Source organism: Psychroflexus sp. MES1-P1E, assembly GCF_002836055.1.
Taxonomy (GTDB): Bacteria; Bacteroidota; Bacteroidia; order Flavobacteriales; family Flavobacteriaceae; genus Psychroflexus.
The window spans coordinates 24,829-38,308 of the sequence record NZ_PJBS01000351.1; the positions used below are offsets into that span (position 1 = coordinate 24,829).

A 13,480-nucleotide genomic window follows, 5' to 3' on the forward strand; every position below is an offset into this window, starting at 1 on the left:
ATTAATTTGGATTACCTATATATGAGTTTGTTTCTATTTTTATGTAACTAAAATCTGGATGCTCAATTTTTTGTAATTCGGCATTGGTATGATTTTCAATTCTATTTGGTATGATTTTATTTGAAATAGATTCGTTAGGTAGACCATTTACAAAAACATTCGCCATTCCATCATTGATGATTTTTACGCTACCCTCTTTTAAAATTTGATATTCAAAACCTTTTTTACGTTGTTGTCTTATCCCTTCTTTTATAAATAAATGATCTACCCAAAGCATTGTTTTGCTTTCGTCATAATATGTGATTAAAAGCTGTGGAACTGTAACTTCTTGGGTTCCACTATTAAATAGATTTCCATTAATAATTTTACCATTAATAGTTACTTCACTCATCGCTATATTTTTATAGAGATCAGATCCTGACACATTTCCAGCTGCTTGCAAATTAAATTTTGTGGGTTGCTCATCCAAATCTACAGGTGTAAATTCATCTGGATTAAATGTATCTGGAATAGAGTCCTCCGTTTTTGACCATGCGATACCCTCAAAATTAATTCTAAAAGAACTTGATTCTTTTGGTAACAATTTGTGCTTTACATGATATTTAGCATTGTAAACAGCTAGCGATTTATCATGATCATTATATAAAGTGCCCTTTAGTACAACATCTGCAGGGACATTATCTATATTTTGAATTTCGCCGATTATTGCATAATGATCATTATACTTTACAAGTTTGGCTGAAAGCACTTCTAGAACTGGCTGTTTTAATACATCTTCATGATGGGTTTGCTCAGTTGTTACTCTTCTTCTTCCTTGATTAAAAAAACTAGTAGTATTGCTTGAATAAAACTGGTCTGGAGGTAAATCTGTATCCAAACTAACAGGTAATATATGCCATTTATTATTGTGTTTTGATAATGATTTATAATCAACACGATTAATTTTCTCAAGAGGAGTTATCCAATCTGTTGTTACTCTTGCAGTTGCTAAACTGTCATTTCTGTTTGTGATAACTGTTTCAATGGCGTCAAGTTTTGCATAACTACTCAATAAGCCATCATTGACTGCATTTTCAAGCATATATTGAGCAATTGTAATATTACTTTGAGGATCGATTAAACCATATGCTTTTTCAAATTCTTTAAAGTCTAAAGCATCGTAATATGCAAGTATTACATTTTCTGGACTACGTTGCGAATCATTTTTTAAATAGAATTGATAGACACTATAAAAAACAATCACCGCTAAAAAAATTGACCAATAATGTGTAATCCTAAGAATAGAATTTGGAAACTTAGAGTAGCTATTCGAATGGTTTAAAAACGCAATAATTTTTTTTGGCCGTGTCTTTAATGCATTAATCAAAGGCATTTGAATGTTTAAAATGAATGCTATTAAAACCACTGAAAAAGGCAAAATTCCCCAAATAATTTTTTGCCATTTAACGACATCCTCCTTATATAAAATTGAGGAAACTGGCGCTACATTTAGACGTTCCCAAACCATAATTCCATTTTGTAATTGCCGTAATCTTTGCCAACCAGAAAAATAAAGAATAGGATCGTAAAATTTATCGTTTGAAAAAATATACTTGAGATTGTATTTTTCTGGCGTTGTTAGAAATTGCTGTAATGAACCAATCCCTGCAACACCTTTAAACTTCGAATTCTCTAAGCGTTCAATAGGCCTAGTTGTTAATTCCGGCAATCGTCTTGCAGAATGGTAATTTCCATCTACAGTCATTGCATTCGTTTGCGCACTTAACCAAGCCATTTGATCCCCAAAACCTAAAGTTAAGAAGCGCCATTTATTATGATCATCCTGATTTAGAAAATTAACAATAGGCAGCATCTTTATTTTCTGCGGTTGTAGTGGCCTAAAATACCCAAGACTCATGGTGAAAATAGTCATAAATATAAATAACCCTGCAAGTATGCCTCCAATAATCCGATGGTAAATAGCCCCAAATTTAGATTGAATAAGCACCTTCAGATCCCCTTCTATAAAACGGTATGCAAATTCACCTAATAGTGGTAAAGACATAATAGAAGCCCAGAATGTAAATCTATCTAAAGTAAGAATATTAAATGCTGTTTCACCTAAAATCAGTCTTGGGATAGGTGTTGTTCCTCCTGTTCCTAAAATAGTTAGTATAGCTATAGATAAACCAAAAAACAGGTAGCGTTTACTATAAAATCTATAAAAAATATAAGGCAATAAAATGAGTAAAATACCCCAAGGAATTAAAAAGAATACGAGTCCCGAAGATGTAATCTCTAAAAAATTATCCCGCGACCCGTGCGGAATTGGAACTTGTGTTATTGGATTATTTTTAGAATTAATCCAATAGGGCAGAATGCACCCAATAATAATAACCAAAGAGGCTATTCCTAAGGTAATGATTCTTTTAAAAAGTTTAAAGAAATTATTTAAAAAAACTTTAAAAGTAACCTCTTTCATCGATTTTACTTCCTCTCTAGAAACATCAATAATGACCATTCCTATTAGCGGAAAGATAAAAAACACCATCCCAAATATTGGTGTAACATGATGAGAAGTAACCGTAACGGCAACTAAAGATAACGAAGTTGCTAAATACCAGAGTTTTCCCGTTTTTAGCCATAAATAGATTTCAGGTAAGGCATGCAGTAAAAGTGAAATCCCTATAATACTTGGGAGTTGACCAAATATGTGAAGTGTCTCCACAAAAGAAGATGAAAATACAGCCAATATAGAAGCATAACCTGCAACCATTCTGTTTGCTGTAATTAATAAAGAGAAACGATAAATACCTGTTATAAAAAGTAATATCGATAAAAGTGCAACAGTAAATAAGCCAAATTTTAAACCCCCAATCAGAGATAATAAACCAATAGATTGATGTACTAATGGCGGGTAACTCATTACGGTAAACCCCGTATACCATTTGTAATTCCATGGTTCAAACCAACTGTTCACGTAATGATCAGCAAAAAAAACATGTATCAACGCATCATACGTGGTTTCTAAAGTCAAAAACATAGAAGTACCATGAAAAGCTAATCCTAAAAGGATCGCTACAATTAAATATTTATTTGATGCTTCTTTCATTTATTCCTTCATAATGGAAGTAACCTAAATATACATAATTTTAATAGCGATTCGATTTTAACTATCTATAGAAAACTACTCTTCGTCTATACTTCATGATAGGTTAAACTAAATAAGGATTTTAGAAGAAGCTTACAACCTACTTTTAAACTATGTGAAACAAAAAAAACAGCTTTACCATGAAAGTTTTAGCAATAGATGATCAACAATTAGTTTTACTTCCTTTACAAAAAGGCTTGGAAGATTTAGGCTACGAAGTAATAATAGAAACAGATGCTTTTAAAGCAATTGGATATTATAATTCTTTCAATCCAGATTTAGTGATTGTTGACATAAATATGCCAAAAGTTTCAGGTTTAGAAGTTATAAAACACATAAGAAGGACAGAAAACTCTCAAATACCAATAATGGTTTTATCTGGTGACACACAAGATGAAACCATCACAGAAGGTTTTGAATTAGGAATTAATGACTATATGAAAAAGCCTTTAAGCTTAAATGAAATCTGTGCACGTGTAAAAAGATTAATAGGCGCTCCTGAGGTTAAAAATACAGTTTCAAAAAGTGATGTTATAATTCAGGAGCGTTGTGTAGGAGTGGTCATTCCCTGCTATAACGAAGAAGAACGTTTATTAAGTACAGAATTTACAGACTATATAAATAAAAACTCTGGATATCATTTATGTTTTGTCAATGATGGAAGCACCGACAAAACATTAGAAATTCTTACAGAATTACAAAAAGGAAGAGAAAATTTTATTACCGTTTATAACTGCAAAAAAAATGGAGGGAAAGCTGAAGCTGTACGTTTAGGAATGCTTCATATGGCTACTAAAGAAGATTTAGACTATATCGGTTTTTTAGATGCTGATTTATCTACAGATTTAGCTGATTTTGATGATTTGGTAAAAACAATAGAGCATTCAAAATTTAAAATAGTAAGTGGTTCTAGAATTGCAAGAATGGGCGCAAATATTACTCAAGAATCTGCAAGAAAAATAATAAGTATGACCATCAATTTTTTCATTAGAAAAATCTTATCGATGAATTTTAAGGACACACAATGTGGTGCGAAAATCTTTCATAAGGATGTCATAAAGATTGCTTTCCAGAAAAAGTTTGTGACAAAATGGATTTTTGATGTTGAAATTTATAAGAGGATGAGTCTCTATTATGGATTAAAGGAAGCAAAAACGATGCTATGTGAACAACCCTTAAAAAGATGGATCCATGCGGATGGTTCAAAATTATCTATAAAAGATTCAGTAAATATTGTTGGTAAACTAGCACAAATAGCCTGGGTATATAGATCGAAACAACCCTTAAATCAATTACAGCAAGCGAATTAAATTTTGTACACTCATAAAATTAGGGATTGACATTATTATCATAGTGCACAATAAAGAAAATGACATCAATAAATAGTTATTCAGTAAACAGATAAAAATTCAAACTTAATATTGGGATTGATATGATTGCAAAAATATTAATCCCGAGACTATTAACCGCAAAGGGTATCAAATAATTTTTGAAGATCTTTGTTGCCACTTTTTTAAGTTCTAAAATGTTCTCGCCGTCTAGTTCCGACGGCGACTTTAAAATGAGAATCGCTTACTTACTTTTTTACATCCTTCTGTTTTTACTGGCTTTTAGGGTGTCCAATCTCTTTTTGAAGGGATTTAATATGTGTTGTTTCGTCTTTGAATTCTGCCCTAACTCTTGTATTAATTAGGTCATCACCTTCGTGCTTTATAATCCACTTATCAATGGTTATTGGAGCAATGTTATAGTATTTCCAAATTCAATTATAGCGTATTTTCCTATACTGGGTTTAGCCGAAATTTTTAATTTGAAAGATTCGCGTTAACCCCTAGTTGCTAAATTCTTTATGTACATAATGTTTAAAATTATGAAGCCTTATTTCAGGACAGGTCATTATAATCAAAAAAACCCTCTTAAAAAGAGGGTTTTTGTTGTACCTAGGGCGGGAATCGAACCCGCACATCGTAAAATACTGGGTTTTGAATCCAGCGCGTCTACCAATTCCGCCACCTAGGCATTAGGAAATGCGAAAATATGAAATTATTTCTTTTCTCATCGAAAATAGTGCTGTTATTTATCCCCAACTTCAATTATTTATTTAAATTTGCAATCCATAAAATCAGATATCCTCCAAAAGGTCAATTAGTTATGGCAGACTTAGAAAAAGTAGCAAAAATTTTCGCTTGTTCACAAAGCAAAACTCTAGCAAAATCCATTGCAGAATCCTATGGTATTCCATTAGGGAACATCAATACAATGCATTTTAGCGATGGAGAGTTTCAACCTTCTTTTGAAGAAAGCATAAGAGGCTCCAGAGTATTTATTATTGGCTCTACCAATCCTAACGCGGACAACTTGATGGAGATGCTCCTGATGTTGGATGCAGCGAAGCGCTCTTCGGCAAGACACATTACGGCTGTCCTACCCTATTTTGGTTGGGCTCGACAAGACAGAAAAGATAAGCCAAGAGTTCCTATTGCTGCCAAAATGGTGGCTAAAATGCTAGAAACTGCTGGAGCAACCCGTATTATAACTATGGATCTCCACGCAGACCAGATCCAAGGCTTTTTTGAAAGACCTGTAGATCATCTCTATGCCTCTACTGTCTTTTTACCCTATCTCAGAAGCCTCAACTTAAGTGATCTTACAATAGCTTCCCCCGATATGGGAGGATCCAAAAGAGCTTATGCCTATTCCAAGTTTTTAGAAAGTGATGTCGTTATCTGTTACAAACAGCGGGCAAAAGCCAATAAGATTTCCCATATGGAATTGATTGGTGACGTCACTGGTAAAAATGTAGTCTTAGTCGATGATATGGTGGATACTGCAGGAACTTTGACCCATGCTGCCAATTTGATGATAGAACGAGGTGCAAAAAGTGTAAGAGCAGTATGCTCACACCCTGTATTATCTGGAAATGCTTATGAAAAACTAGAAGAATCCAAATTAGAAGAATTGATTGTCACGGATAGTATTCCGTTAAGAAAAAACAGTCCAAAAATAAAAGTACTTAGCTGTGCAGATTTGTTTGCAGATGTGATGAAAGCCGTCCATTATAACAAATCCATCAGCGGTAAGTTTTTAATGTAGTTTAATTTAATTTAATTTTTATGAAATCGATTACGATCAATGGATCTAAAAGAGAAAGCGTAGGCAAAAAAGCTACGAAAGCCTTACGTAATGCTGGAGAGGTCCCTTGCGTTATTTACGGGGGGGATAATATCGTGCATTTTGCTGCGTCAGAAGTGTCGTTCAATAAGTTGATTTACACACCCGATGTGCACACAGTAATTGTAGATATAGATGGTAACAAGACTACCGCTGTACTTCAAGATATTCAATTCCACCCTGTGACAGATGATATTCTGCACATTGATTTCTACGAGTTCAGTGAAGGACAGGAAATCACTATGGAAATTCCAGTTCATTCTGAAGGAAGTCCTAAGGGAGTGAAAAATGGTGGTGTTTTAAGATTTAACTTAAGACGTATGATGGTAAGAGGTCTTGCAAAAAACCTCCCAGATTTTATCTTAGCAGATGTAACTCCGCTTAAAATCGGACAAAAAATGTATGTCACAGCGGTAGCAAAAGAAGATTACAAAATCATGCACCCAGACAATACAGTAATTTGTCAAGTGAGAACATCTAGAAATGTTTCGCTTATCGACGTTGATGAAGACGAAGAAAGCGAAGAAGGAGAAGGAAATGCTGCTGAAGCTAGCAAAGAATAAATCTTAAGCTTATATTTTATAAAAAGCATCCTGTTTTTTCAGGATGCTTTTTTATTTTTACCATAAATCGAATGAGAGCTTTTTTTGCCAGACTTTTAACCAAGGATAAAAAAGAAGAGGAAAACCCTATGAAGAAATTTTTGATTGTTGGTCTGGGTAATCCCGGTCCAAAATATGAAAATACCCGACATAACATCGGATTTAAAATTCTGGATACCTTGGCAGAAAAAAAAGAAGTGAGTTTTGAACCAGATAGGTATGGAGATAAAGCTGAAGTCTCTTTTAAAGGGCGTAAGTTTATTCTCATAAAACCCAGTACATTTATGAACTTGAGTGGTAAAGCTGTAAGGTATTGGCTCGAAAAAGAAAACATCGCCATAGACAACCTTATAGTAATCACCGATGACCTTAACCTCAACTTTGGGATTTTTCGCCTCAAGGCAAAAGGAAGCGACGGTGGACATAATGGTCTTAAACATATCCAAAGCATACTCCAAACTACTCAATACCCGCGATTCCGATTTGGAATAAGTGATGAGTTTTCCAAAGGAAAACAAATTGATTATGTACTAAGCAATTGGGATGAGGAGGAAAAAACCCAACTCAAAGGACGCTTGGATGCCTCTGCAGAGTTGATTTTATCTTTTGGAACCGCAGGAATCCATAATACTATGAACACCTTTAATGGAAAATAGATACGCGTGAAAATTTACAATAATGTTTCAGAATTTGATTCTAATATTCAAACGGTAGTCACCATTGGAACCTTTGATGGGGTTCATATAGGCCACAGAAAGATCATAAAACGCCTTATTGATTCTGCAGAAAACGGTCACTTACAAACTGCCCTACTTACCTTCTACCCTCATCCTAGAATGGTCTTGCAACAAAGCGAAGACCTAAAATTGATCAATACCATTGAGGAAAGAAAATTGATCTTGGAGGAAACTGGCTTAGAACATCTCATCGTACACCCCTTTACTATAGATTTTTCAAGACTTTCTGCCAGAGAATATGTCGAAGAGATCTTAGTAAAATCCTTAAATGCTAAAAAAATAGTGATAGGCTACGATCATCACTTTGGAAGAAATAGAACCGCAAATATCGAAGATCTTAAGGAATTTGGTAAAGAGTTTGATTTTGAAGTTCTTGAAATCTCAAAACAAGATATCGAAGATGTAGCCGTGAGCTCTACCAAAATTCGCCGATCCTTGGAAGATGGTGATCTTGAAAGTGCCAATACATATCTGTCCCTTCCCTTTTTCCTCTCTGGAGAAATCGTAAGAGGTAAAGGACTTGGAAAAAATATGGGATATCCAACCGCTAATATGGACATAAAAGAGTCTTATAAACTCGTCCCCAAACAAGGGGTTTATGTGGCTGCATCTGTCATAAACGGCGATAAGCAATTTGGTATGATGAATATAGGGACCAATCCCACCGTTGGTGGAAAAGACCGCAGTATAGAAACCTTTTTCTTTAACTTGGACAAGGACTTATATGGGCAACACCTTCATATCCAATTGCTGAAACGCATACGAAGTGAGGTTAAATTCGATGGCTTAGACGCCTTGATTTCAGCTATGAAAGCCGATGAAGTCTTTGCAAAAAACTATATAAAGGTCTTCACTAATGAATAAAATCCTGTTTAAGCAAGTTGATAATTCTCCACTCATCGTGTTTAGAATTATTTTTGGTTTGCTTATTGCCTTAGAGGCTTGGGGAGCTATTGCTACAGGTTGGGTACGCAGAACTCTAGTCGAACCTAAGTTTACCTTCAACTTTATAGGATTCGATTTTTTGCAGCCTATTCCAGAGCCTGGGATGTATATTTACTTTGGACTCATGGGGTCCTTTGGCATCTTAATCATGCTTGGAGTCAAATATAGATTGAGCATAATTGCCTATACCGTAATGTGGACAGGCGTATACTTAATGCAAAAAACCTCATACAATAATCACTATTACCTTCTTATCCTCCTCCTTATTTTTATGTGTATTGTACCTGCACATACTTACTTTTCTTATGACGCTAAAAAAAATCCGACTCTAAGATCTATAAAAATGCCCAATTGGGTCGTCCTATTTATAATAGCTCAAATCTGGATTGTGTATACCTATGCAAGTTTGGCAAAATTTTATCCAGATTGGATGGATGGAACCTTTCCAGAACTATTAATGAAAGGTAGAGCACATTATTGGCTTATTGGAGACCTCCTCCAACACCAATGGGTTCATGTGGGCATCACTTATTTTGGCGTTTTATTCGATTTACTCGTCGTTCCTCTACTCTTATGGAAGAGAACTCGGGTAACTGTCTTCTGGATCAGTGTATTCTTTCATCTCTTCAACAGCATCGTGTTTCAGATTGGAATTTTTCCCTACATGTCGCTGGCATTTACAGTATTCTTTTTCCCAAAGCAATATATCCAACAGACGTTTTTAAAATCCAAGCCGTTTTATAGTGACGAAGCCTACACCCCCCCTAAATCAGCTCCATTAATCAAAACTTTTTTTGCAGTGTGGTTTATACTCCAGCTGATCTTGCCACTACGACATCATTTTATAAAAGGAGAGGTTCTTTGGACCGAAGAAGGCCATAGAGTGAGCTGGAGAATGATGTTAAGGTCAAAAACAGGTTATGCCAGCTTTAGAGTAAAAAACCTCACTACAGGCGAAACCAATTACGTCAAGCTTGAGAAGTATTTAACTCAAAAGCAAAGACGACAACTTATTAAACCTGATGGGATTTGGCAATTTACCCAACACCTCAAAGAAGATTATGCGGCAAAAGAAATTCCTATCGAAATATACGCTCGTATAAAAGTAGGTGTTAATGGTAGACCACCTGAATTTCTTATAGATCCAAAACTTGATTTAACCAAAATCACTTGGAATTATTTTTATCATAACGATTGGATTTTACCTCATCCTGAATCGATGCCTTAGACCAATTTAAGCCTTATTCTCTAATTTGATGCCTAGGGCTTTTGACGTCAAATCCATACGTATTGTTTTGCCCTTAGTGGTTTGTGAATGATCAAATTCTGGAGGAACGAGATTATAGTCTTTAGCTTTTTTAATATAATAAGCTTGCTTAGAAAATTGATTGGTTTCTACACCATGATAAATATGCCCAAATTCATCTTGACTTATCACTTCTAAAATCAATCGAATACAGTTGGATAAATGAATCAAATTCACGGGAGCCTCTGGATTTTGTAGGCCTTTTCTTCCTGCAAGAAATTGAATAGGATGCCTGCCTTCTCCTACTAAACCTCCAAATCTTAACACACTAGCTTTGGCCGTGCTTAAATTCAGGACAAGCTGTTCCGCCTCTATAAGTGAATTTGCCTTAATTTCTGTAGTGCTAAATAGATAGTACTCAGTATAGCCAGGAATGGATTCATGATCTTCAAAAACACCAGTAGAGCTGATGTATAAAACTTTTGAAAGTGGTGAAACTGAAATAGCCTGTAACAAAGGCTTGACCTTAGCAATATAATCGGAAGTGGGATATCGTCTTAAGCCTGGTGGGATATCGATGATCAAAATTTCAGAACCTTCAAGAAAGCTAGCGATATCACCGATGACTTCCCTCTCCTTCAATTCAATTTTAAAAGGCTGGATGCCTTCTGACTTAAGGACTTCTAGTTTCTCGCTAGAAGTCGTAGACCCTTTGATTTTATAGCCTTTTTGGAGCAAGGCCTTAGCTAAAGGAATTCCTAACCAACCACATCCTAAAATAGAAATCTGAGTGGACATTATAAATTTAAACTTTGATGGGTTATAATAGCATCGTTCACAATAAATGGCTTGGGTATTTTGTCTTCGGGGCGCTCTTTTACTGAAAATAAAGGATGACTCAACAAATCAAAGCTGATTTCTTTAAAGGTAAACTCAACAGGTTGTGTCTTGTCCACTTCAAATTCAAATGACAATGGAACTTGGTTCACCACATAATAGTCAATGATATTTTTCTGAAACCGATTGGTGTGTATATGAGAACTTCCTTCATCATTAGCGTCGTAAAAATCGGCGGTAACTCCGTTAACCGTAAAGGATTCAAAATTGGCTTTTGTAGCTTCAGACACTACAATTCTATTTATATTTCGTTGATAGTCTAATTGAATTCTGAATTTTTTAAACCTAAAACTTGAAGGTTCTAAGGTGTCTACTTGAATTTGAGAACTCGGGATGGCTTTCAAGTCTGCTATTGACGATTTGGTATAGGCCGAGCTGTATTTACTTTGGTAATCTAGTGAAGCGGTTAAGTCCTTGGCTTCCTTAAAATAGGGGGAAGTCCACGAGTCTAGCTCATCGTCGTAAGTGAACCAATGAGCTGTATCGGTGCTAGAGTCTAAAGCATAGACTAAGCTATTAGGACGAGGCTGAGTTACATCAAAACCAGACGAAAGATGCGCTTTTATAAAAAAGCCTATCGCCACCAGCAGTGCTAGAGTGGCAACCCCTTTTTTAATAGAGAAATAGCCGAAAATGGGCAATAAGTTACCAAATAACAGAACGGTGAAAACAGCACTCACCACCCCCGTTTTAAGACCTAATCCCACAGGGAAAAATTGAATAAAAGGAGCTATAATGCTTAAAGAAGGTAGTATTAAAATCAGAAGAAAAAGATAAGACGGCACTTGAAACCTCACCATTAAGAAGAAAGCAAAAAGCGTAAAAAATAAAGGGATAATAAAAAAGGCTGCTCCTTTAAGAAAGATATTCAATAAAAACAAAACTATAAACCACGTTATAAGAGGAGCAATCATAGCATTTTTCGGGTTTAACCTATGGTCGAAAAACTGATAAATGCTAAATACCAAAAACAAAGTAAAGGCAACAAAAACAACGATATAATCATGCCCATTATAGGGGAATCCTTGCAAAATAGAGGAATACTCTGGATAAATCTGAAGTAATAATGGCCAAGCAAAGTAGATAAGGAGTCCAGATAAAAGTAAACTAAGCAACCAAGGGACAAACCCTAAAAAAATTTCTTTTCTGGTCAGAGACTTAGTTTTTAGTCCATAAATTAAGATAAAAATGAAGATCGCAAAAGCAACAGCATAGATGAACCACACCCCTGAAAATGGATAATGGAAAAGTCCCAACCCTGTTACTGTAAAATAGACTTGATCCTGCTGAGAGGTTAAGTTTGAAAGATCTGTATTGGAAAAGCCTTCTAGTGAAGACATCAGGTAATCCCCTTGATGAGCTAAAGAACCTTTATCCAGCCGACTTGGTGTATCCAAGGCGGTATGATAATCGAAATGATCGTCTATGAAGGCATAGAAAAAGCTGGGGACGTCTGCAATTTCTCTAAATACTGTAGAGTCTGTATCGTTGGGTAGAAGTTTATACACGCTATACATAAGAGAGTTGGCGAGCGGATGGTGGCCTTGAGATTCTCCAAAAAGCTCTATCAATTTAGAATTCCCATAATTGGTCTCCACAATCATATTACTTGGACCCCCGCTTCCGCGAGATTCAAAATTCAGGACCAAACCGACCTCATTGATCCAAGGGTGCTCTTTGGCAAACAATTCTGCCCCAGAAAGACCTACTTCTTCACCATCGGAAAAAAGAATAATAATGTCATTTTGAAAAGAAGGCTTGCTCGCTTTAAAAGCTCTTACTGCTTCTAGAATGGCGGCTACTCCAGAAGCTGCATCACTTGCTCCAGGGGAAGAGTGAACGGCAGAATCGTAATGAGAAAGAAGTAATAAAGCCTTAGAGTTTGGCGAAGAATCTGTGGCTTCTAGCCTTGTAATAATATTTTCTGGAGCTGTGAGAACTCCCTTCTTGGAAAGCACAAAGCCTTGCTGAGTTTGAACTTGAAGATCCATTTTTTCAAGTTCATTTACTATATAATTTCGTTTGGAATTATGAGAATCAGAACCTATGTAGTGCGGTTCGTTACCAATATTTTTGACATGCTCGAAGGCCCTGAGTGTTGAAAACTCTTTAGATTGAGTGGATAAATCGGTGATTTCTGAAGGATAAAGATCATAAAAAACATACCAAACGGCAGTGATTATCACTAGTAAACTTATAATAGCTTTATAATCTTTTTTTCTCATTAGTCCCTTTTTACTATAGCATAATAATCATCTTCCAAAGGTAAATAACCTTGGTCATAAATAAAGTAATACACCCGACCAGATTTTGTGGTGTAGAGATTTGTGAAATAGGTGAAATTAAAACCTTTTTCTAAAAGTTTGTCTCGAGTGGTCTTGGTTTTTTGATCTGTATTGATACTTTGTAAAATTCTGTAATTTTTCTTAAGCTTATTGTTGACGTTCCTTACTATCTTTCTAGACTCGCTATTCAATCTATTATTGTAGGTACTCCTACAATAATCGGAACAGAACTTTTTGTCGATTCTTCCCGACAGCGGTTCTCCACAGGAGAGGCATTTGGGTTTTTCCATAGCTTAAGAGATTAAGTGTAGAGTAAATATAAAAAAATCCCTCAATAGTTATATTAAGGGATAGGAAGACTTTATATAAAGATGTATGCCAAATTAAACCTATAGTGTCGCCATAAATTGTTTCTTTTTTGCCTGCTTTTTATCAAAAATAATTACCGTAACTAAGGCTATACTAAT

General features: G+C 35.3%; 10 protein-coding genes and 1 tRNA gene. 6 read left to right on the top strand and 5 right to left on the bottom strand.

The features are described from left to right. Window position 1: 1 nt before the first annotated feature. On the bottom strand, window positions 2–3,091 hold the full coding sequence (locus CXF67_RS17490; RefSeq protein ID WP_102089929.1) for a glycosyltransferase family protein: 3,090 nt from the start codon (window positions 3,089–3,091) through the stop codon (window positions 2–4). 179 nt (window positions 3,092–3,270) lie between these two features. Between CXF67_RS17490 and CXF67_RS17495 the strand changes: the two genes are divergently transcribed. Further along, window positions 3,271–4,440 carry a response regulator gene (locus CXF67_RS17495; RefSeq protein ID WP_102089930.1) on the top strand — a complete coding sequence of 390 codons (1,170 nt, stop codon included), beginning with the start codon at window positions 3,271–3,273 and terminating at the stop codon, window positions 4,438–4,440. 627 nt (window positions 4,441–5,067) lie between these two features. Here CXF67_RS17495 and CXF67_RS17500 read toward each other — a convergent pair. After that, a tRNA-Leu gene (locus CXF67_RS17500) sits at window positions 5,068–5,149 on the bottom strand. A 132-nt stretch (window positions 5,150–5,281) separates the two neighbouring features. On the opposite strand from CXF67_RS17500, the gene CXF67_RS17505 reads away from it, so the two are divergent. From CXF67_RS17505 to CXF67_RS17525, 5 genes are all read left to right on the top strand, one after another. Continuing rightward, window positions 5,282–6,223, top strand: coding sequence for a ribose-phosphate pyrophosphokinase (locus CXF67_RS17505; protein WP_102089973.1), 942 nt, complete (start codon window positions 5,282–5,284; stop codon window positions 6,221–6,223). A 20-nt stretch (window positions 6,224–6,243) separates the two neighbouring features. Continuing rightward, entirely contained in the window at window positions 6,244–6,864 is a 621-nt protein-coding gene (locus CXF67_RS17510) for a 50S ribosomal protein L25/general stress protein Ctc (RefSeq protein ID WP_102089931.1), read from the top strand. Between the two features lie 71 nt (window positions 6,865–6,935). Further along, on the top strand, window positions 6,936–7,559 hold the full coding sequence (gene pth / locus CXF67_RS17515) for an aminoacyl-tRNA hydrolase (protein WP_102089932.1): 624 nt from the start codon (window positions 6,936–6,938) through the stop codon (window positions 7,557–7,559). Window positions 7,560–7,565: 6 nt separating this feature from the next. After that, entirely contained in the window at window positions 7,566–8,504 is a 939-nt protein-coding gene (locus tag CXF67_RS17520) for a bifunctional riboflavin kinase/FAD synthetase (protein ID WP_102089933.1), read from the top strand. Continuing rightward, window positions 8,497–9,813 (top strand): HTTM domain-containing protein, encoded by a 1,317-nt coding sequence (locus tag CXF67_RS17525; RefSeq protein ID WP_102089934.1) that lies wholly within the window; start codon window positions 8,497–8,499, stop codon window positions 9,811–9,813. The genes CXF67_RS17520 and CXF67_RS17525 overlap by 8 nt, the downstream gene beginning before the upstream one ends. Before the next feature lie 6 nt (window positions 9,814–9,819). Here CXF67_RS17525 and CXF67_RS17530 read toward each other — a convergent pair whose 3' ends face one another. From CXF67_RS17530 to CXF67_RS17540, 3 genes are read right to left on the bottom strand one after another with little or no spacing between them, the layout of a single operon-like run. After that, window positions 9,820–10,629: a Rossmann-fold NAD(P)-binding domain-containing protein gene (locus CXF67_RS17530; protein ID WP_102089935.1), complete on the bottom strand. Its 810-nt coding sequence runs from the start codon at window positions 10,627–10,629 to the stop codon at window positions 9,820–9,822. Then, window positions 10,629–12,953 (bottom strand): M20/M25/M40 family metallo-hydrolase, encoded by a 2,325-nt coding sequence (locus tag CXF67_RS17535; protein ID WP_102089936.1) that lies wholly within the window; start codon window positions 12,951–12,953, stop codon window positions 10,629–10,631. The genes CXF67_RS17530 and CXF67_RS17535 overlap by 1 nt, the downstream gene beginning before the upstream one ends. Beyond that, a complete protein-coding gene (locus CXF67_RS17540; protein WP_102089937.1) occupies window positions 12,953–13,303 on the bottom strand; it encodes a hypothetical protein in 351 nt (116 codons plus the stop codon). Before CXF67_RS17540 ends, CXF67_RS17535 begins: the two co-directional genes overlap by 1 nt. Between the last annotated feature and the right edge of the window lie 177 nt (window positions 13,304–13,480).

Bases quoted from the DNA above. Each gene is read 5' to 3' on its own strand.
- CXF67_RS17490 (WP_102089929.1), bottom strand. From the start codon at position 3,091: ATGAAAGAAGCATCAAATAAATATTTAATTGTAGCGATCCTTTTAGGA.
- CXF67_RS17495 (WP_102089930.1), top strand. From the start codon at position 3,271: ATGAAAGTTTTAGCAATAGATGATCAACAATTAGTTTTACTTCCTTTA.
- CXF67_RS17505 (WP_102089973.1), top strand. From the start codon at position 5,282: ATGGCAGACTTAGAAAAAGTAGCAAAAATTTTCGCTTGTTCACAAAGC.
- CXF67_RS17510 (WP_102089931.1), top strand. From the start codon at position 6,244: ATGAAATCGATTACGATCAATGGATCTAAAAGAGAAAGCGTAGGCAAA.
- pth (WP_102089932.1), top strand. From the start codon at position 6,936: ATGAGAGCTTTTTTTGCCAGACTTTTAACCAAGGATAAAAAAGAAGAG.
- CXF67_RS17525 (WP_102089934.1), top strand. From the start codon at position 8,497: ATGAATAAAATCCTGTTTAAGCAAGTTGATAATTCTCCACTCATCGTG.
- CXF67_RS17530 (WP_102089935.1), bottom strand. From the start codon at position 10,629: ATGTCCACTCAGATTTCTATTTTAGGATGTGGTTGGTTAGGAATTCCT.
- CXF67_RS17535 (WP_102089936.1), bottom strand. From the start codon at position 12,953: ATGAGAAAAAAAGATTATAAAGCTATTATAAGTTTACTAGTGATAATC.
- CXF67_RS17540 (WP_102089937.1), bottom strand. From the start codon at position 13,303: ATGGAAAAACCCAAATGCCTCTCCTGTGGAGAACCGCTGTCGGGAAGA.